Origin of the sequence: Neobacillus solisequens (assembly GCF_051233465.1) — a bacterium.
Classification (GTDB): Bacteria; Bacillota; Bacilli; order Bacillales; family Cytobacillaceae; genus Neobacillus.
The window spans coordinates 348,758-369,250 of the sequence record NZ_JBKFGJ010000011.1 but is presented as its reverse complement, the minus strand read 5'-3'; the positions used below and the strand labels follow the sequence as shown (position 1 = coordinate 369,250).

Sequence of the window (20,493 nt, the reverse complement as noted above, 5' to 3'; positions counted from 1 at the left end):
ACAATGGGGTGTTTATTATGAAATTGCTAACTTCCTCGTCAACACCGCATTTAGAGCTAGATCCAAAAAAGAAGTTTAAGTGGGACAAAATTGTCCCCTTTCTTTTTATTGCCCCATGGGTATTTGGGTTTCTAGCCTTTACATTGGGACCGTTGCTCTATTCGCTTTTTATCAGTTTTTTTGATTGGCCCATTGTTGGCAAGGCGACGTTTATCGGACTAGGAAATTATAAAACTATGTTCACGGAAGATCCATTGTTTTGGAAATCACTATGGGTGACTGCGAAATTTGCCTTGTTATTTGTTCCATTAAATCTGATTATTGCTTTATTTTTAGCCATACTATTGAATCAAAATGTGAAAGGCCATTCTTTTTTCAGGACCTTTTTCTATCTGCCTTCTGTCATTTCGGGTGTTGCTCTTGCGATGATTTGGGCTTGGGTTTTTAACGGTGAATACGGCATCCTAAACTATTTCCTTTCATTATTCGGAATAAAAGGACCTGATTGGCTCAATCATACTAGCTGGGCGTTGGTTGCTATGGTCATTGCCAGCCTTTGGGGACAGGGGCAAATGATGTTAATCTTTCTGACCGGCCTTAAAGCCATTCCCAAAGAACTATATGAGGCTGCTTCCATCGATGGTGCAAATAAATTCACCCAGTTTTTCAAAATTACCATGCCCATGTTGACACCAACTATCTTGTTTAATCTAATTACTACGATTATTTCTGCTTTTCAGCAGTTAACCCTGGCTCTAGTTTTAACAGGCGGGGGCCCGCTTAAGTCTACGTATTTCTATGCAATGTATGAGTATGAAAATGCTTTTAAATACTTTAAAATGGGCTATTCCTCTGCCAACGCATGGTTTATGTTTGTGATTGTTTTGGGGTTGACCATGCTAGTATTTAAATCCTCGTCTGCATGGGTTTATTACGAGGGAGAAGTGAAGAAGAAAAAATAGATTGCATGAGTCTCAGAATATGAGGGGTTATTACTATGAAAAAGAAAAGCAGGATTGAAAAAGCTTTTGTATATATTCTCTTAATTTTTGTATCTTTGTTATTTTTGGCACCGTTATTTTGGATGGTCACGACATCGTTAAAAGGGCCGGAAGAGCTTTATCAGTTCCCTCCCAAATGGATACCAGCCAAATTTCATTTTGAAAATTTTAAAGAGGCCTGGCTATCTCAGCCCTTTACGCAGTTTTTAACCAATTCACTCACGGTAACGATCATGGCAACACTGGGCCAGATTGTTTCCTCTTCCTTGGTGGCCTATGGATTTGCCAGATTTCAATTTAAAGGAAGGGATTTTCTGTTCATTTTGCTTCTTGCCACGATGATGATTCCCTGGGAAGTAACAATGATTCCTTTATATATGGAATTTAATTGGCTTGGTTGGCTGAATACGTTAAAACCGTTGATTGTACCTGCATGGTTTGGCGCTCCTTTCTTTATTTTCCTTCTTCGTCAGTTTATCATGGGGATTCCGAAGGAGCTTGATGAAGCAGCGAAGATCGATGGAGCAAACTCCTTTCAAATTTTTTATAAAATTTATCTGCCTTTAATGAAACCTGCCTTAATTCTTGTTGGTGTATTCAGCTTTTTAAATTGCTGGAATGATTATTTAGGTCCGTTGGTTTTCTTGAATGATCAAAGCAAATATACACTGACTCTTGGTTTGGCTCAGTTTAGGGGAATGTTCGGCGTCAATATGGAAGGGATTATGGCGATTACATTCTTGATCAGTATTCCTCCATTGATCATTTTCTTTGCAGCCCAGCGATATATTATGGAGGATGTTTCGAAATCAGGAATAAAAGGATAGCCATTTTAATAGAGAACTGAGGACTGGTCAGAGGGGGATTCCTGTCTGGCCAGAACCTTTTTGTTGTACGCATTTTTATGAAGAGAGGTTAGAAGCATACCATGATCCAGTCATTGCAATCTCTATCCCTGTCATCAGGAGTTAAACGTTTTTTGGCCACAGAATCATTGTACGGGCTGAGCATTGGTATGTTTAATTTACTATTAAACTTACATTTAATTGAATTGGGAATTTCAGAAAGGCAAATTGGACTGATCACTTCCATCGGAATATTGGTTATGGGCTTGTTTGCCATTCCTGTAAGCATCCTAGCGAAAAAAACAGGCAGAAAAAAACTGCTCATCATCGGAATTGGTTGTATTGCAGTTGGATGCAGTGTGTTTGCATTTTCAAAAAGTTTTGCCCTATTTTTGACCGCACAGTTTATCGTTTCACTTGGTCTGACCCTTGTGGAAACTACGGAAATCCAGCTTTTGTTTTATTACTGCAGGTCTATAAAGGAAGAGACACAAGCCTACAGTTTTATGTTTGCAGTTTTTACTGCTTTTACAGGAGTGGGAACATTAATGGCTGGGTTATTGCCAGATTGGATTGATTTGACAGCAAGAGGTTATCGAAACACTTTGCTAGTGGCCGCATTCGTTTTCATCGTCCTTGCCGTGGTTAGGGCTGCGCTGCTTCCAAAGGAGCAACTGGGGAATTCCTTGCCAATAGTGCAAAAAAACCTATTCATAAGGATCCCTCACCCATTACGAAAAAAGTTAATATGGTTTTCCTTGTTTGCTTTTGTAACTGGCGGTGCTGCAGCCTGTTTGCAGCCTTACCTGAATTTATTTGCCAAGTTTCGCTATGATTTCCCGAATGAAATCGTATCAATCATTTTAGCTTTGAATGGCTTGGCCCTTTTTATTGGTTCCGTTATTTCACCATTTCTGATTGAACGAATGGGATTGAAAAAAACGTTTTTCCTCATATACTCCGTGAACATGGTCTTATGTGGTTTGCTTTTTTTAAACGTGCAGCCATTTTTCTTCTCTGTATTATTAGTAATCCGAGGCGGTTTTTTTACCATACTGACAAATTTGGCCGACAGCCTCTCGATGTCTTCTTTTAAAGATGAAGAGCGTGATTTGTATGCGGGAATGAGAGCCGTGTTTCGCAGTATAGGTTCGGCTATGGCGGCATTTGCTATTGGAGGGATTCTAGCTGACAGAAACTATACTCTGCCCTTTTTCATTTCCGGTTTGCTCCTGTTACTAGGGTATCTGTACTTTGTCATCGTTATTGCTCCAAAACTTGATAATTCAAATCAGGAAGTGCATGAAGCGATTAATGAAATATAACGAAAGGAAAATGTGGTTATGTTGGATATAAAAAAGGTTCCCTTCAGTCGTTATGGTTCTTTTATTACCATTTCGCAGAATCATCATGAAACAGGAGATGATTCACTCTACATTCGCAATATCCGAAATGGAGACAATGATTTTGGTGCTGTCTTTCGGATTGAACTAATAACGGAAAGCGGAACGGTGCCTTATGCAGCCAGTTTAACCCCAAGTGTACTCCGCCTAAATGCGGAATTCGGATTTGCAGAATTCTGTATTACGGAAAGAAAAGTTCTGCAAATCAGAAGCAAGGGTGTCGGAGTCCGGCTGACTGGGATAACCGGCGTTTACGATTATGCTGTAAAAGTGGAGCAGAACAGATGGGAGGTCAACCACTCTTCTCAGGAAATCCGTTATATGCTGACAACGATTACTGGAAATATGACAGTGGAGGCTCCCTTTAAAGAACAGCGTTGTGAAAAGATTGTGGTGGATTTTCTCCCAGATTCCAGCGTATCGGAAATGGATTGTGCCATTGAAGAGTTTACGACCATTTATGCACACCGTTCATATTTGCTATTTTCTGAGGGACAAAACAGGGTACAAGCTGAATTTGATTATTGGTATGCCAATACGCTTGAAATGCCAGAAAGATATCGAGATGGAAGACTGCTAGCCTCATATATTACGTGGTCATGTGTGGTCCCGCCGGAAGGAATGCTGACAAGGCCAGCCATGTATATGTCTAAGAATTGGATGACCAACATTTGGAGTTGGGATCATTGCTTTAATGCAATAGCCTTGGCAAAAAAATCACCTGAACTGGCTTGGGATCAGTTTATGATCTTTTTTGATTTACAGGATGTATCGGGTGTCCTGCCGGATTTTGTAAATAACCGTTATGCTCTTTGGAATTTTACCAAACCCCCGATCCATGGCTGGACACTAAGAAAATTGATGGAAAAAACCGATCATGTAACTTTGGAGAAATTACAGGAAGTCTACGAACCGCTTGTCAAATGGACCAACTGGTGGATTCAGTTTCAAGACACGGACTGTGATGGAATTCCGCAATATAATCACGGCAATGATAGCGGATGGGATAACAGTACGATCTTCCATAAAGGAACACCTGTGGAGAGTCCGGATCTTGCATCCTTTTTAGTCATCCAAATGGATGTACTAGCAGATGTGGCGGAAAAGCTTAATAAAGATGTGGAGGCAGCAAGATGGCGGCAACGTTCACAAGAAATGTTAACCAGAATGATCAGTCATTTTTGGAAAGGAAATCGATTTATTGCCTTAAAGTCTGGAACGCATGAGCCGATCCATTCCAACAGCCTTGTTGTATATATGCCACTTATTCTAGGTAAAAGGCTTCCGGATGAAATCGTAAACCAACTTGTAATGGATATAAAATACAAAGGTTTTCTTACAGACCATGGATTGGCGACAGAGTTACCTTCCAGCCCTTATTATCGGAACGACGGATATTGGCGAGGGCCAATTTGGGCTCCAACAACAATGCTACTGGTGGACGGCCTCCTTTCAGCCGGTGAGAGGGAATTGGCATTGGACATTGCCGAGAGATTTTGTGAGATGGCCACAAATGCGGGTATGGCAGAGAATTTTGATGCCATGACAGGTGAATCATTGCGTGATCCGGCATTTACTTGGACATCGAGTGTATTCCTAATGCTCGGAGATTTATTGAAGGAAGCTTTTTAGCGAAAAGATGAGGTGACAAAATGAAAAAATTAAAGCGATGGGAAGATATCCATACAGATGGAATCAACCGAATGGCTGCAAGGGCGCATTTTTTCAGTTATCCTACCAGAGAAGCCGCGGAGACAAGGGATGTTGAAAAAAGTAAATATTATCAAAATCTGAACGGGACATGGAAGTTTTTATTTCTTGAAGCTCCTGAATATTCTCCTGAAGGGTTTTACCAGAATGAATTCGATACAGGGCATTGGGATGACATTATCGTCCCCGGAAACTGGCAGCTTCAGGGGTATGGAAAAATGCATTATTCCGATCTGTGGTACAATTTTCCGATTATTCCCCCACATGTTCCAACGGATAATCCAACCGGGATTTATCGAAGGGAATTCGAACTGGAACGGGAAATGTCTGCAGAGCAATTGATCTTGCGCTTTAACGGGGTAGATTCAGCCTATGAAGTATATGTGAATGGTGAATTTGCGGGGTATAGCAAAGGAGCGCGCCTGCAAGCTGAATTCGATGTGACCCGGCTCTGCTGTCAAGGAACCAACACTTTAACGGTTAGAGTATTTCAGTGGTCAGATGGTACGTATTTAGAGGATCAGGATATGTGGTGGCTGAGCGGGATCTTCCGTGATGTCGAGCTTTATACAAGACCTAAACAGGGGCTTTATGATTTAACGGTTCAAACGGTGTTTGAACAAACTTGGCTGGATGCTTTGCTAACAGTAAAACCCGTAATGACTGAACACTCTGATCAGACTATTATATATGAATTGTTAGCTCCTGATGGGAGACTGATTTTTTGTGAGGAACAATGTGCAACGAAATTATTTTACAAAACAGTGACTGAACCAAAGAGATGGAGTGCAGAAACTCCACACTTATACGACCTTTACCTCACAGTGAAAAAGGATGGTCAGGTCATTGAAGTAGTTCATCAAAAGGTAGGTTTTCGCACAATCTTATTAAACGGGGATCAATTCCTTGTAAACGGGGTGGCCATTAAGTTAAAAGGTGTCAACCGGCATGACTTTAATCCAAAGACAGGGAGGGTCGTGACAAAGGAAGAGATTGAACGGGACATTAGGACCATGAAACAACATAATATTAATGCAATCAGGACTGCCCATTATCCTAATGCCTATTATTTTTACGATTTATGTGATCAATATGGAATGTATGTAATTGATGAAGCGGATTTGGAATGTCACGGCTTTGAGTTAACAGGGAATTACAATTGGATCAGCAATGATCATGCTTGGGAAGAGGCCTATGTATCCCGACTTGAACGAATGATTGCCAGGGATAAAAACCATCCATGCATCATTATGTGGTCACTTGGGAATGAATCTTCCTTTGGTGATAATTTCCGATCCATGGCTAAACGGGCTAAGGAAATGGATCCGACCCGTCTTGTCCATTATGAAGGGGACAGCGAAGCGGAAGTAACCGATGTTTACAGTACCATGTATACCTGGCTAGAGGAGCGTAAGGATCGGCTTACCATGGAAAAGATTATTGAAAAATCAACAAAGCCGCATATTCTCTGTGAATACGCTCATGCCATGGGAAATGGACCTGGCAATTTAAAAGAATACCAAGATTTATTTTACAAGTATGATAAACTGCAAGGCGGATTCATTTGGGAATGGTTTGACCATGGGATCGAGGCAATGACCGAGGATGGTAAAATTTATTATCAGTATGGCGGCGATTTTGGTGACGATCCAACAAATGGGAATTTTTGCATTGATGGCCTTGTGATGCCGGATGGTACTCCATCTCCGAGTTTATTAGAGTATAAAAAGGTAATAGAGCCGGTACAAACGGAAGCGGTGGATCTTGAGAAAGGAGAATTTCGCCTAAACAATCGCTATGATTTTCTTTCTTTGGATCATTTGAAGTTAACATGCTCTTTATTTGAAGATCATCAGCTGTTGGAAGCACAGGATATAGAAATACCAAAGCTGGAGGGGCGACAATCGACCGAAATCGAAGTTCTTCTTGGAAAAAATGTGAAAAAGAAAAGTGGAGCCAATTATTATTTAGTGTTTTCTTATCAATTAAAGGAAGAGTCGATGTGGGCTTCAAAAGGTCATGAATTGGCAAATGCTACTTTTGTGCTTCCTGGAAAAGAAAAGACCTACAGGGTGCATGCGGAAGCGGAACTTGAGGTCAAAAAGGAGGGAACGGTCCTAATCGTTTCTGGTTCCGATTTTACAGTCACCTTTGATACAGTTAAAGGAGTGTTAAAGGAAGTAATCAAAAACGGTGGTGTGATCATTGAGAATGGCCCAAGATTTCATTTCTGGAGAGCGCCAATTGATAATGACATGTATCTTTTAAATGACTATCGGACCAAATATTTCATGCATTTAGGACATGAGATTGTGGAAGACATTCACTATGAATTGAAGGAATCTGTCTTTGAGTTGAGCACAAGTGCCCTTTACGGAACCACGAACAGCTCTTGGTATTACAGGCTTCAGTATCTTTACAGGATTTATCCGGACGGTGATATTGTATTCAGAATTAATGGGACAGCTGCCGGCCTAAAGCAAAATGCCCCGGAAATGATACCAAGGCTTGGTGTCCGACTTCAGCTAAATAACCAATTTAATCAAGTACAATGGCGAGGTCGCGGCCCTGGCGAAAGCTATCCAGATTCGCAGCAAGCCAACCACCTGGGAGTATACACTAGCAAGATTGAAGAATTGTTCACCCATTATGTGAAACCTCAGGAGAATGGCAATCGTTCCGATTGTGACTGGGTCAGCCTTACGGACCATAACTCGACCGGGCTAATATTTATTGCTGAAAATTCATTGAACTTCAGCGCATCACACTACGAAGTGAGCGATCTCGAGGCAGCTAAACATACGATCGACCTGAAACCGCGTGACTACATCGTGCTCAATCTAGACTACAAACAAAACGGGCTCGGCAGCAACTCCTGCGGTCAAAACCAACTCAAAAAATACCGCTGCACCTTTGAAGACTTTTCCTTAGCCTTCCGCATCACAGCCTTCAACACCATAGCAACCACCGCTGTTGATCTTGGCAGGGAACAGTTCTAATAATGGATTGGTGACAGGCACCGTTCGTGGACAATTGTCCGCCCCAGGAGGACAATTGGTTACTTAGAATAGGTATCTTCCTTCAGGGAAGGTGCCTATTTTTGTAATTTTGCAGGAATTATTCTTTGGAGGTTGAATGTGTTTTCGATAAACTGTAGTTATGAGGGTTAGGTTGAGAGGAGAAGTAAAATGGAGATTTTATTGAAGCAGTTGCTTGTTGGTCTTCCTAAAACAGTTGGGAATAAAGAAGCCGTTAGTCCGATGGATCGGGAATGGACGAGTGCCATTTTTAAGGAGGCTGTTCATGGTCGGGTGTGGGTCGGAAAGACAGGTTTAAACGGGGATGGGGTGGCGGATACAGAACATCATGGAGGGCCAGAAAAAGCCGTATTCGCCTATCCTGTCGGAAACTACACTTATTGGCAAACTGAATTAGGGAATCCAGAGATAACAATTGGTAGCATGGGTGAAAACTTCGCTATGGAGGGGGCTACTGAAGATACGGTTGCGTTGGGAGATACTTTTCAAATCGGTGAGGCCATTGTCCAGGTATCTCAGCCAAGACAGCCATGTTGGAAGCCTGCCCGCCGCTTTCGAGAGAAAACCTTTGCATTGTTATTACAAAATACCGGCAGAACAGGCTGGTATTATCGGGTTCTGAAAGAGGGTTTTGTAGAGGCAGGGCAGACCTTCACGAGACTTGAGCGCCCGTACCCACACTGGACGATCAAAAAATGTAATGAAATAATTCACTCAAGAACACCGGATTTTCAGGCAATACAGGAATTGGCAAAATGTGAACTCCTATCTCCGGGCATGAAAGAGACATTGAATAAACGAATCGAAAAACAAAGCATTCCGGATATTAGCAACAGGGTATTTGGACCTAATGAGTAGGTAAATACAACAGCTGTTTAAAAATCCCCATGTGAAAGGCCACATGGGGATTTTTCGAGTTTTAGGTATTTCTTTTTAAAAGGAGATGTGAGCTTTTGTTGAAAAAAATAATGATGACTGCATTCCTTTTTCTTTCATGCGCTAACTCAACCTAAAAACCACTGCAGGCCTACGATTATTAAAATAATGCCAATTGTAATAACCCATGAGATTGGGTGAGCCCAGTTATTAGTCCATCCTATTCCAAAACGTTTTTCCAAAAAAATCGCAGGATCATTTTTATTAAAATAAAACATCCCCAATTTCCAGAAACGATCATCATCCCGGTCAATCAATTTGCCGCCAGCGGCTTTTCCAATGCGGCTGCCGCCTTGACCGGTGGTAATAGATAGAATAATAGATGCAGCGCAGACACCAATCACAAAAACAAGTGGTGCAATTAATAAAACCTGATGGCTGATTGGATATATGAAAGATAACGGTTGTAGCGTGAGCATCAAGACCAAACCAGTACCCATTATAATCGTGAACAGTGACCAACGTTTTCGAAAAATAATATTTTGGCGAAGGGACTCCTCAGGATTCTCCGCTGATACCTGCTGTTTGGCCTTCGAGATAATGGTATTAATAAACAAAAACAGCATGGTCATATAGATTTGTATAATGGGTATTAACAATACGGAACGATACGATTTATCAGCCCAGCGGGTTACTTCCCCATTAAAATCGTACTGCATCGGAAATCGTTCAGGAATATCCTGATAGTGATATAAAACGATAGCCAATGTAAAAATGGATAGAGAAAACGGGATGAACATCCATAGATTGGAATGAGTTAACTTTTGATTCCGAAATTTAGTATCAACCACAATCAACTGTGATTTTCCAATCCAATCTTTATGGTTATTTTTTACATCCTGCATTTTTTTATGAAAAAATAGATAAACCCCAAAGCTTGCGGCGATATATCCAAAAATCAGAATGGGAAAAATGATGCTGATAAAATGCTCACTATGCCCGCTTGATACAAAATAAAAGATGACTGTAAACAGCAAGGCAAGGATCCCGTTGATCCAGGCGTATTTTTTTCGCATATTTCGAATGTCGGTAGAATAAAAGGCATCCTCAGGAATAGAAATGCCAAAGCTCTCCGTCTTTCTAGTCCAATACGGTATAAAAATGAACGGTATGAAAACTGGAACCAACATAATAAATAAAAAAATGGTCGAATTCATCCTACATCAACCTTTCTTTGAAAACTCTTGGTATAACTGTTGACAAAGCTGCAAAAAATCTTGCTCCTGAGCTTCTCGGCAAACCGCTTCGGCAATTAAAGGATGGAGCTTGGTTTTTAACTCGGTCCAGTAAGACTCGTCTGCCTTGGGAATCCCATCAGGATTGATGACAACGCCTTTTTGCCGGTGGATTAGTATATATCCCTCTTGTTTCAGCTGCTGGTAGGCTTTATTGACGGTATGAAGATTAATCCCGAGGTCGGCTGCCAAGGTTCTTACTGAAGGTAGTGCTTCACCGGAGACCAGTTCTTTTTTTGCAATCCCTGCGATAATCTGATACTTTAACTGCGTGTAAATGGGTTCTTCCGATTCCAGGTTGAGAGTGATATACATTCGTTTCACACTCCTTTTTATGCTATCTGTTATATTTATAGTATAACAGATATTACAAATATTCAATTATGAAATTAGGAATTTTTGTGAATAATGGCTAGGGTAGGGGAGATTTGAAAGCGGCTTTTCTTTCATTAAAAAAGAAGATGACCCCTTATAATCGGTCATCTTCCCAAGCTCTATCAGTATCTTGAATATTTGCCTGATTTTTCAAAGTTTGCTCTGCTTGACTCTGTTTAATCGTATTTTTTTGCGGTTTTGAATTCTTATTTTGATTAGTCATTGTGCATCCTCCTGCTCAAAAAATCCTAAAGCGTATTTAACAGCTTCATGGATATCTGTTGTTTCATAGGCCAACAGGTCCTCGTGGGTAATGTGCATTTTAACATTTTCAAGATCATAGCCACTGTCTAAATCAATGTTTAGCAGAACCTCATAACCATCGGCATTTACATTTGTATCAATGATATTGAAGGTCCGAATTGCAGTCCCGGTTTCATATTCAAATGGTTCTAAAAAATCCGCCATAAAAGCACCTCCATCGCTCTAATAGGTTCGACCCATAGTTTAACCTTACTGGCTGCCATTATTCGTGAACGGTAAGTGATTATGGTATGATGGAATTAAAAGTAAAATGAAAGAAGTGCGAAGAAAAATGAAAGAAGTAAAGGTAAGGGGTTTAACATTTAAAGATATCAATGTTTCAGAAGTTAGCGGATATAGTGGGACGGATCTTTTATTTACTTTTCAAGGTAAACGATATGTTTTTATGGTAGCTAATACAAATCCGCCGATGCCGCTCAATATTTTACATCGCTTTGCAGAGCAAGGAACGTGCCCATTATGTCACCGAATAATCTATCCTTATCCGACAGGGCAACAACCATGCTTAGAACTGAAAAAGATGGACTACCTTCTTTTAGAAGCTTTTCAAAAGCATTTATCTAGAAATGTCATACCTTTTAAAAAATAAAACACCAGTCAGAAATATGCGACTGGTGTTTCGTTTTTTTAATCAAAATATACAGGTGTTTCAGGATTTTTTATATACCGAAAAGCCATTTTTATTTGGGAGTCTGTATTTCTGCCAACTGACAGTTCTGGCAGTTCGGACTCGGCAAAAAATTGAACATCGGACGTTTCCAGCCCCTGTTCAGCCTGTCCGCCGACAATCTCACATTGGATGAAAATTTTATAAATATGGTAGGCTGAAGGAGGATGCGGGTGACATTTCATATCCATGACAGCAAGCAATTTTTTTGCTCGTACAACGAATCCTGCTTCTTCTTTTACTTCTTTCACCGCTACTTCAGCAGGGGTTTGTCCAATATCGGCCCAGCCGCCGGGAAGTGACCACTTCCCATCCATTTTTTCACGAACCATTAGAATTTGATCATCTTTAAAAACGACTGCCCTAATATCCACTTTCGGAGTGGCATAGCCTGTTTCATTGGCAAATAAGTGTTTTATCGTGGAATGTGCCAGTTCTGTATAATGGGCCATTATATCAATACTTATGTTTCTGATCATTTCGAACCTTTCTAAATCGTAGACATCTTTGGAATACGTTAGCCCTGCCTGTGAGATGGACTGCAGCTGCTTTGACCACTCAAGCCATTTTGGTTCCATTTAATCACCTCCAGCTTGTCTGACATACTAATATTACCATATGTATATAACAATTTTTGCCACGTTGTATACCTATTACTTTTGAAAAAATTCCCACAAAATAACATTTTTTTCTTGAAACATACTTTCATTTCAAGTATGATAAAAAATACGAAATAAGGAAGGGTGACCATTAAGCCAATGATCTACTAATCCATTTTAGAAGCAGTTCGTATAAACACGACTATATTTCTGAATAGGATTAGTGCGGGCTTTTTTATATAAAATCGAGGGGACTTTAACGACAGTGGTCTCTTTGTGCCTGTATTGCCTCCTATTCAGAGTGATGAATAAGGAGGTTTTTTTATGGAAGCAACAAACTCAAACATGTCGGCAGGAGCATTGTTCAAAAATCGCGTGATTCAAACGATTCTTCTTTCAACGTTATTTTTGCAAATCGGGATTTGGGTTCGTAACTATTCGATTCTCTTATTTGTGGTAGAGAAAACCCATTCTGACCCAGTTGCGGTATCACTGATTTCGGTGGCTGAGTTTGCTCCGATTTTCCTATTTTCCTTTATCGGAGGAACGTTTGCGGATCGATGGAAGCCGAAAAAAACGATGATATGGTGTGATTTCCTTAGTGCGGTTTCGATTTTTATCGTACTCATCGCACTTGTGTTCGGAAGCTGGAAAGTTATTTTCTTTGCGACACTTGTGTCATCCATTCTCTCACAATTTTCACAGCCATCAGGGATGAAACTATTTAAATTGCATGTTCCTGAAGAACTGATTCAAATGGGTATGTCCATTTACCAGACGCTTTTTGCGCTGTTTATGATTTTAGGTCCAGTACTAGGTACTTTTGTTTATCAGCATTACGGCATTGATGCGGCCATTGCCATAATGGGTGTGGCTTTCCTGTTATCCGCTGGGATTTTATTTTTACTACCAGCAGATTTTGAGGAGGAGAAAAAAGCGGAACCAACTACTCTAATTGAAGAAATGAAGGCAGGCTTTAGCTATGTTTGGAATAGCCGTTCACTGACATTGTTGGGAGGCAGTTTTGCTGCAGCGGGTCTGGCACTGGGATTAACTCAACCGCTAGCAGTATTCCTTGTTACGGAACAGCTGGGATTACCGAAGGAACAGCTCCAATGGTTGATGGCGGCATTTGGAATCGGGATGATTTTAGGTGGAGGTTTAACGGTGGGCTTTTCGAAAAAGACTCCTCCGCAAATCCTGCTTGCTTTAGGGATGACAATCAATGCAATTGGACTCTTGGTAATGGGGATGTCTGATCTGTTCTGGCTGACCTTAACGGCTGAATTTATTAGTGGTTTATTCATGCCATGCATCCATATTGGCATTAATACGATGATTTTAAAAAATACCGAAGCAGCCTTCATCGGCCGAGTGAACGGGATTTTGAATCCAGTTTTTATGGGAACGATGGTCATCACCATGACGGCAAGCGGCTGGCTAAAGAAAACTTTTTCCTTGATGACGATTTATGAAACATCCGCCTTATTATTTATTGTCGGGGTTTTATGCTTGGCTCCACTTTTTAAGGGTACAACTGCAGTGAAAAAAAGTGAAGAGATATAGGGGGAGTATGTGTGAAGATCAGGTTGCTGGACTCTTCAGATGCTGAAGTTTATTGGAAAATTAGACTAGAAGCTTTGCAACAAAACCCTGAAGCGTTTATGGTCAGCTATGAAGAAGCATTAAAAAGGGAAAAACCGATCGAACAGACTTCTCAACAGTTAGCTGCTGAAGAGAATTTTACTTTTGGTGCATTTGATGAAGGCGAGCTGATAGGGGTGGTAACCTTACTGCTTGAAAAACAAAGTAAAATTCAGCATCGTGCTAATATTTTTGCCATGTACGTCACTCCTAAAAAACGAAGTATGGGTGTTGGTAAGGCGCTCCTTACAGAAGCCATCAACAAAGCAAAAACCATTAATAGAATTGAAAAAATAAACCTATCTGTCACGGCTGGTAATGAAAAAGCCAAGAATCTATATAGCAGCCTGGGATTTAAAGTGTATGGCATGGAGGAAAATGCAATTAAAGTCAATGGAACGTACTACGGTGATGAGCATATGGATCTTCATTTAAAATAAAGTTAACCCGGCATACTCCTTCGGTGTGCCGGGTTATTTTTTTAATAAACTACATTGAAGATGTATCAAAGCTAATTATAGTAATGAAGATTATGGTAAAATAGTGTTGGTATTGAATAGAGGAGGCTGCTAGTATGACATTCTACAAAATCCTAGTTATCATCCATATATTTTCTGCCATCATTGGGATGGGGCCGGGGTTTATATTAACAACGGTTGTAAAATCAGGAAAAACGATGACCGAATTAAGGCATTCCTATGCCGTTAGACATAAGCTGCATATCTATGTCATGATTGGTGGAACCTTGCTGCTTGTTACTGGTTTGCTTCTGGGGGTTATGAATCCAAGCTTATTTAAGATGGGATGGTATCTTACAAGTCTTGTGCTGTTCTTGGTGGCGCTTGCCTCTGGACCGTTATTGTTATCACCAAGATCAAGACCTGTTAAAGCTTTGCTGCAATCCCATAAAGGTGAAGAAATTCCTGAAGAATATTGGAGATTATCGAAAATTCTCTTCCGCTTTGAAAACCTTGCCAATGTCATTTTTATCATTATCATTTTTCTAATGATCACGAAGCCATTTTAAAAGTGTAAAACCAGTAGGTTTTGCACTTATTTTCTGTTCAGATATTGCAAAACCGAGGAGCCAGAGAAATTTTATCAATCCTGTTTGAGAATTTAGGAAAAGTTAGTCTAAATATATGGAGAAAAAATCTCTTTGAATGAGGAGCTTTTTATTATATAATATTATCTTGTTAACATTCAGAAATTTTATTATTTTAATAAAATTTTATACACAATAAGATTGGAATAAAATTTCTATTGTATTATGATGGAATAAAAATTAATATTATAGTAGAAATCTAAAAAGTTTGTGAGAAAAGTAACAGACTATTATTCGAATTATGTGTTAAAATAAATCAATTTATTAACTTTTTTTATACTACAGATAAAAGGAGAATGCGAATGAAAAGAATTAGTTTAGCATGGCAAATCTTTATTGGATTGGCACTAGGTATTGTGGTAGGGGGCATCTTTTATGGTAATCCGCATGTAGCTGATTATCTGCAGCCTATCGGAAATATCTTTATCCGTCTGATTAAGATGATTGTCGTGCCAATAGTTGTCTCTAGTATTATTGTTGGTGTTGCCGGTGTAGGGGATATAAAATCTCTTGGTAAACTGGGCGGTAAAACGCTCCTTTATTTTGAAACTATTACTACTATTGCTATATTAGTAGGGTTGCTAACTGCAAACATTTTCCATCCTGGGACAGGAGTGGACCGCTCTGCTTTAACAAAAACAGATATTAATACCTATGTTGAGACTGCGAAAACAACAGAAAGCCACTCGATGGTTGATACATTTGTTAATATTGTTCCAACCAACATCATCCAGTCACTGGCAAATGGGGATATGTTAGCCATTATTTTCTTCTCCGTCATGTTCGGGCTAGGAATTGCAGCGATTGGTGAAAGAGGAACGCCGCTTCTTAACTTCTTTAAAGGGATTTCAGAGGCAATGTTCTATGTCGTCAACCAAGTCATGAAGGTTGCTCCTCTTGGCGTTTTCGCATTAATTGGAGTAACGGTATCAAAGTTTGGTCTTTCTTCATTAATTCCGTTAGGAAAACTGGTAATTGTTGTATATGGTGCTATGGCCTTCTTTATTCTGGTTGTTATGGGGTTAACAGCTAAACTGGTTGGTTATAACATCTTCAAGCTTTTAAAATATTTAAAAGACGAATTATTATTAGGGTATTCTACTGCTAGCTCAGAAACAGTTCTTCCAAGAATCATGGAAAAAATGGAGAAAATCGGCTGTCCAAAGTCGGTTACTTCCTTTGTCATTCCTACAGGGTATTCTTTCAACCTTGACGGATCAACGTTATATCAGGCCATTGCCGCATTATTCATTGCTCAAATGTACGGCATTCATATGAGCATCACGCATCAAATTACATTGGTACTGGTATTAATGGTAACTTCCAAGGGAATTGCCGGGGTACCGGGTGTATCCTTTGTTGTATTGCTTGCTACATTAGGAAGTGTCGGTATTCCTGTCGAAGGCCTTGCATTCATTGCAGGTATCGACCGAATCCTTGATATGGCTCGTACTTGCGTAAATATCGTAGGTAACTCACTTGCTGCCATCGTCATCTCAAGATGGGAAGGCTACAAGCTTGACGACGCGGAGAAAGAAGAATTAGCCGCATAATGATAAGGTCTTCTTACTGGAATAAAAATCGATAAGCAAGTTTTGGAAGACCAAGATCAATGAGACAAGGAAAAACACCCCCCTGAATCCTATTTGGGTTCTTAGGAGGGTGTTTTTCTATGAGTACAAGAGTACATAACGCATTAAAGCTAAAGTTGTTTAAACGGTGAAGTTTTTTATTAATTTAAGGAAACTTAAATCTTATTATTGTTATTATAGTTTATGCTCAATTTAAACAATTTTTCATCAAATATTGATTTCTAATATTATCCAATCATAAACCTATTTTGTTTAACTTAAAATAATAGCTGTCGCCACAAAAACAAAGGGGGAAACGGTTTTGAAATGGCATAAGCGGATTTTATCAATGATTCAGGAACGTCAAGATAAGAAAGTAGCATTAGCAGTCGATACTTCTAGCAGTGAAGCACCTGCTATTCTTATTAATAATATTGTAAAACTTTTTGAAACGGTAAAACCAGATACGATTTTGGTTCAAGCTGACTTTAAAATAAGAAGTATCACTCCGGTTAAAAGCGATACAATCAAATATTTTAGCCACGGAAAATCATCGTATACACTCGTGCTTGAATGGGCAAAAGAAGAAAATATTGACACACTGTTTTATATTACGGATGTGACAGGCTTTTTCTCGGAAGATATGGAAAAAGTTGACTTTGATATGTTTTGGCTGGTTCCTGGTCAATTTTTACCAAGAGTTCCATTTGGTAAAGCTATTAAAGTGGCGTAGTAAGCAAGGCCACGGTAAATTGTGAGGGCTTTTTCAGCCCAAGAGTCATTCATTGAAACGTACACCTTTATGAGGGAAAATAGGTATTAATAGTTTTCCTGAAAGGGTGAAACGTATGAATTTTTTATTTTGGTTTTTAAAAATAGGCTTTTTGGCCGTGCTCATATTCTTTGGGAATGCCATGTTAGACAAGATTGGCTCTTGGTCTTTGCCACTTTGTATTGTTTTGTTTATAGTAGGAAATTGGCTGATAAATAAGATGATGGAACATTACAGTAGTAAAAAAAGGCTTTAACATTGTGTTAAAGCCTCTTAATCTTTCTAATTGCTGCCCTAACTGGACTTCCATCTGCCTCTTTTAATGCCAATGGAAGGGCTGCTAATTCATAATTTCCTGGTTCTATATGATCTAAAACCAATCCTTCTAATATGTGGATCCCATGTTTTGTGAGCTCGTGATGAGCTAAGAGTTCTTTGCTGTCCAAAGCGTCAACCGAGGGCAAATCGAGTCCGAGCAGACGGACACCTCTAACGGCTAAATAGGCGGCCAGTTCCGGTTCAATAGGGGGAATAGAAGCTGGGAAATGAATCCGGTCTTTCCATGCATCTGTTCGGATCAACAGTCGAGTGACACCGTCCAAATGGAAATCTGCCAAAGTGTTGACCCCAATGCTCGTCACATTTTCCAAATGTATAATCAATGCTTCTCCAATGTATAAATTTAAGTCAAGATCAATGACTTTTTTACCGTAATTATCAAAATGAAAAGGAGCGTCAATATGGGTTCCGGTATGAACACTCATCGTAATTTCGCCTACATTGACTGACCCGCTTTCTTCCTTACTCCAGCTCACCTTGTAACTGAAAGGGGTATCTCCCGGCCAAACGGGGATTCCATTGGCAAGAGGTTGTGAAACATCAATCCATTTACTCATATTTTTGCCTCCTCAACTCCGCTATCTTTTTGTTTATAGTGTATTATAGCTTGGTTCGGAGACTCAACAATTCAGGGAAAAATTGTTGATCAACTACCTTTTTTAAATAGTTGACGCCGGATGACCCGCCTGTTCCTTTCTTATAGCCAATAATTCTTTCCACTGTTGTCATGTGATTAAAACGCCATAATTGCTGTTGATTGCCGATGTCTACCAGCTTTTCAGCAAGCTCATAAAGATCCCAGTATTGATCGGTATTCCGGTAAACAGTCAGCCACGCTTCTTCAACGCTTGTCTTTGGTTCGTAGTTTTGAGACCAATCCCGTTTCAGAACATTTTCTTCGATTGGTAATCCATGTGCTTTAAGCGCCATGATGGCCGCATCATAAATACTGGGTGCTTCAAGGGATTTAACCATCGTTTCATATAATTCTGGCTGGTGCTGATAAACAGCTAAAGTATGGACATTTTTTTGTCCTAGAGCAAACTCTATTTGACGATTTTGGTAGGACTGAAACCCGGAGGAATGTCCCAGCTTATCGCGAAATTGCATGTAATCAGCTGGAGTTAATGTAGTAAGTACGCTCCAGGATTGAATTAACTGCTGCTGAATTCTCGAGACACGTGACAGCATTTTAAAGGATGGCTCCAGATCGTTTTTAAGAATACACTGAATGGCTTCATTTAATTCATGTAAAATCAGCTTCATCCATAATTCGCTTGTTTGGTGGATGATGATAAAGAGCATCTCGTCATGATGTTGGGATAGACGATGTTGGCTTGATAAAATTTGATCCAGGTGAAGGTAATCACCATATGACATTTCTTTTTGAAAATTGGTTTGGATTTCCTTCTCCAGACTCCCCTTCATTTGCCGCTTTGTACTGTCGAGGTTGTTCATTATTAATCATCCCTTTCTTCCAATCCTCTTTATTTAACTTGCTGATTTAATGATTCTGGTACATTAGTTTTTTTATTCTTTGTAAAGAAATAAATGATAGATAAAAAGATGAGCCATGGGATACCGAATTGAAGTAATATTTTAAAATCCGTAAACCAAGTTGTAATCATAAGGGCTGCTAAGAGAATGGCCCCCAACACGGTTAAATAGGGGAAACCAATCATTTTTACCGGCAGATTACGGCCACCATTTTTCTCCCAGGCTTTTCTAAAATACAAATGAGAGATGAAAACCATGAACCAGGTGAAAATCGCTCCAAACATGGAGATTCCCATCATAAAAGCATAGGAGGTATTAGGGAAGATGGCACTGACCGCTGCCGCCACCATGATTCCAATAGTAGAAACACCAAGAGCAGTAAGCGGGACTCCTTTTTTGTTTACTTTTCCAAGAAAGGCAGGAGCAAATTTAGCTTGTGATAGGGAAAACATCATTCTTGTGGATGCATAAAGCTGACTATTCATTGCCGATAATGCCGCTGTTAAAATGATAAAATTCATAATTCCGGAAGCACCCGGGATATTTAAAATTTCCATTACTTTTACAAATGGACTTTTATCGATTCCTGCTGATTTCCATGGAACAATCATTAACATAATAGCAAGTGTGATGACATAGAAGGTGGATAGACGGAAGACAGTTGCCTTTAAAGCTTTTGGAACGGCAACATCCGGATCCTTTGCCTCGCCGGCTGTAACAGCTATTAATTCTGTCCCTAAAAAGCTGAATAAAGAAATAAAAACCGCAATCCATACACCTGACCAGCCATGTGGAAGGAATCCTCCGGTATTTACTAGGTTTTCCGGGCCAATATTTGCCACGGAGGAAGAACCAAACACAACATAGAGTCCCAACAGGATAAAACCAATTATGGCACTGATTTTTATCATGGAGAACCAATATTCAAAGGTAGCAAAGGTGTTAACACTTGTAGCATTTACATAAATTAGAACCCCACCAAACAGCAAGATCCAAATCATTCCTGGAACGGTTGGGAACCAATAATGCATATAAACAGCAATGGCACTTACTTCAACTCCGACCGCCAATACATTTGCGATCCAGTAAGAATAGCGGACAAGATAACCGGCCATCGGACCCATATACTTTTCCGCAATAAATCCAAAAGCTCCCGTTGAGGGATGGGCAACTGTCATTTCTGCTAAACATCCCATTAATAATAAGACAATAAAAGCACCAATAGCATAACTGATTAATACCCCAGGTCCGGCCGTACTAATGGCCAATCCACTGCCTAGAAACAGGCCAGTTCCAATGGCGCACCCCATGGCAATCATGGTGAGCTGCCTAGTAGTTAAATCGCGCTTTAGCTCTTTCTCAGAATCGTGGCCATTTTTTATTTGTGTAGGTTTGTTCTCCATATATAGCCTCCTTATGGTTTCTTAAAAAA

At 39.9% G+C, this 20,493-nt stretch carries 20 protein-coding genes; 12 read left to right on the top strand and 8 right to left on the bottom strand.

Features of this window, described 5'->3' with window-relative positions:
* Positions 1–17 precede the first annotated feature (17 nt).
* From ACI3K6_RS13240 to ACI3K6_RS13215, 6 genes are all read left to right on the top strand, one after another.
* Positions 18–962 (top strand): carbohydrate ABC transporter permease, encoded by a 945-nt coding sequence (locus ACI3K6_RS13240; RefSeq protein ID WP_335476586.1) that lies wholly within the window; start codon positions 18–20, stop codon positions 960–962.
* Positions 963–997: 35 nt separating this feature from the next.
* Positions 998–1,828: a carbohydrate ABC transporter permease gene (locus tag ACI3K6_RS13235; protein WP_335476587.1), complete on the top strand. Its 831-nt coding sequence runs from the start codon at positions 998–1,000 to the stop codon at positions 1,826–1,828.
* Positions 1,829–1,980: 152 nt separating this feature from the next.
* Positions 1,981–3,171: an MFS transporter gene (locus tag ACI3K6_RS13230; RefSeq protein ID WP_435555189.1), complete on the top strand. Its 1,191-nt coding sequence runs from the start codon at positions 1,981–1,983 to the stop codon at positions 3,169–3,171.
* A gap of 18 nt (positions 3,172–3,189) precedes the next feature.
* Positions 3,190–4,881, top strand: coding sequence for an amylo-alpha-1,6-glucosidase (locus ACI3K6_RS13225; protein ID WP_435555188.1), 1,692 nt, complete (start codon positions 3,190–3,192; stop codon positions 4,879–4,881).
* A 20-nt stretch (positions 4,882–4,901) separates the two neighbouring features.
* Positions 4,902–7,958 (top strand): beta-galactosidase subunit alpha, encoded by a 3,057-nt coding sequence (ebgA, locus tag ACI3K6_RS13220; RefSeq protein ID WP_435555187.1) that lies wholly within the window; start codon positions 4,902–4,904, stop codon positions 7,956–7,958.
* A gap of 189 nt (positions 7,959–8,147) precedes the next feature.
* Positions 8,148–8,855: an MOSC domain-containing protein gene (locus ACI3K6_RS13215; protein WP_335476591.1), complete on the top strand. Its 708-nt coding sequence runs from the start codon at positions 8,148–8,150 to the stop codon at positions 8,853–8,855.
* 146 nt (positions 8,856–9,001) lie between these two features.
* Here the strand turns inward: ACI3K6_RS13215 and ACI3K6_RS13210 are convergent, their stop codons facing one another.
* The 4 genes from ACI3K6_RS13210 to ACI3K6_RS13195 form a co-directional block, all read right to left on the bottom strand.
* A complete protein-coding gene (locus ACI3K6_RS13210) occupies positions 9,002–10,090 on the bottom strand; it encodes a DUF1648 domain-containing protein (RefSeq protein WP_435555186.1) in 1,089 nt (362 codons plus the stop codon).
* 6 nt (positions 10,091–10,096) lie between these two features.
* Positions 10,097–10,483, bottom strand: a complete 387-nt coding sequence (locus ACI3K6_RS13205; RefSeq protein WP_435555185.1) for a GntR family transcriptional regulator — start codon at positions 10,481–10,483, stop codon at positions 10,097–10,099.
* A 154-nt stretch (positions 10,484–10,637) separates the two neighbouring features.
* Positions 10,638–10,766 carry a hypothetical protein gene (locus ACI3K6_RS13200; RefSeq protein ID WP_335476594.1) on the bottom strand — a complete coding sequence of 43 codons (129 nt, stop codon included), beginning with the start codon at positions 10,764–10,766 and terminating at the stop codon, positions 10,638–10,640.
* Complete coding sequence (locus ACI3K6_RS13195; protein WP_335476595.1) at positions 10,763–11,011, bottom strand: hypothetical protein; 249 nt, start codon at positions 11,009–11,011, stop codon at positions 10,763–10,765. Before ACI3K6_RS13195 ends, ACI3K6_RS13200 begins: the two co-directional genes overlap by 4 nt.
* A gap of 127 nt (positions 11,012–11,138) precedes the next feature.
* On the opposite strand from ACI3K6_RS13195, the gene ACI3K6_RS13190 reads away from it, so the two are divergent.
* The gene (locus tag ACI3K6_RS13190) at positions 11,139–11,456 is read left to right on the top strand and encodes a hypothetical protein (RefSeq protein WP_435555184.1); all 318 of its coding nucleotides are present in this window, start codon (positions 11,139–11,141) and stop codon (positions 11,454–11,456) included.
* 38 nt (positions 11,457–11,494) lie between these two features.
* Here the strand turns inward: ACI3K6_RS13190 and ACI3K6_RS13185 are convergent, their stop codons facing one another.
* Entirely contained in the window at positions 11,495–12,112 is a 618-nt protein-coding gene (locus tag ACI3K6_RS13185; RefSeq protein ID WP_435555183.1) for an NUDIX hydrolase, read from the bottom strand.
* 345 nt (positions 12,113–12,457) lie between these two features.
* Here ACI3K6_RS13185 and ACI3K6_RS13180 point away from each other — a divergent pair, with 345 nt between their 5' ends.
* From ACI3K6_RS13180 to ACI3K6_RS13160, 5 genes are all read left to right on the top strand, one after another.
* Complete coding sequence (locus ACI3K6_RS13180) at positions 12,458–13,699, top strand: MFS transporter (protein WP_435555182.1); 1,242 nt, start codon at positions 12,458–12,460, stop codon at positions 13,697–13,699.
* Between the two features lie 11 nt (positions 13,700–13,710).
* On the top strand, positions 13,711–14,217 hold the full coding sequence (locus ACI3K6_RS13175; RefSeq protein ID WP_435555181.1) for a GNAT family N-acetyltransferase: 507 nt from the start codon (positions 13,711–13,713) through the stop codon (positions 14,215–14,217).
* Positions 14,218–14,351: 134 nt separating this feature from the next.
* Positions 14,352–14,804, top strand: a complete 453-nt coding sequence (locus ACI3K6_RS13170; protein ID WP_435555180.1) for a DUF2269 family protein — start codon at positions 14,352–14,354, stop codon at positions 14,802–14,804.
* Between the two features lie 380 nt (positions 14,805–15,184).
* Positions 15,185–16,435 carry a cation:dicarboxylate symporter family transporter gene (locus ACI3K6_RS13165; RefSeq protein WP_435555179.1) on the top strand — a complete coding sequence of 417 codons (1,251 nt, stop codon included), beginning with the start codon at positions 15,185–15,187 and terminating at the stop codon, positions 16,433–16,435.
* Between the two features lie 340 nt (positions 16,436–16,775).
* A complete protein-coding gene (locus ACI3K6_RS13160) occupies positions 16,776–17,186 on the top strand; it encodes a vWA domain-containing protein (RefSeq protein WP_335476602.1) in 411 nt (136 codons plus the stop codon).
* 302 nt (positions 17,187–17,488) lie between these two features.
* On the opposite strand, the gene kynB is transcribed toward ACI3K6_RS13160, so the two are convergent.
* Genes kynB through ACI3K6_RS13145 form a run of 3 tightly spaced genes read right to left on the bottom strand, consistent with a single transcriptional unit; the run spans position 17,489 to position 20,464 of the window.
* Complete coding sequence (gene kynB / locus ACI3K6_RS13155) at positions 17,489–18,121, bottom strand: arylformamidase (protein ID WP_335476603.1); 633 nt, start codon at positions 18,119–18,121, stop codon at positions 17,489–17,491.
* A gap of 43 nt (positions 18,122–18,164) precedes the next feature.
* A complete protein-coding gene (kynA, locus tag ACI3K6_RS13150) occupies positions 18,165–19,022 on the bottom strand; it encodes a tryptophan 2,3-dioxygenase (protein WP_335476604.1) in 858 nt (285 codons plus the stop codon).
* Between the two features lie 29 nt (positions 19,023–19,051).
* Complete coding sequence (locus ACI3K6_RS13145; protein WP_435555178.1) at positions 19,052–20,464, bottom strand: amino acid permease; 1,413 nt, start codon at positions 20,462–20,464, stop codon at positions 19,052–19,054.
* Between the last annotated feature and the right edge of the window lie 29 nt (positions 20,465–20,493).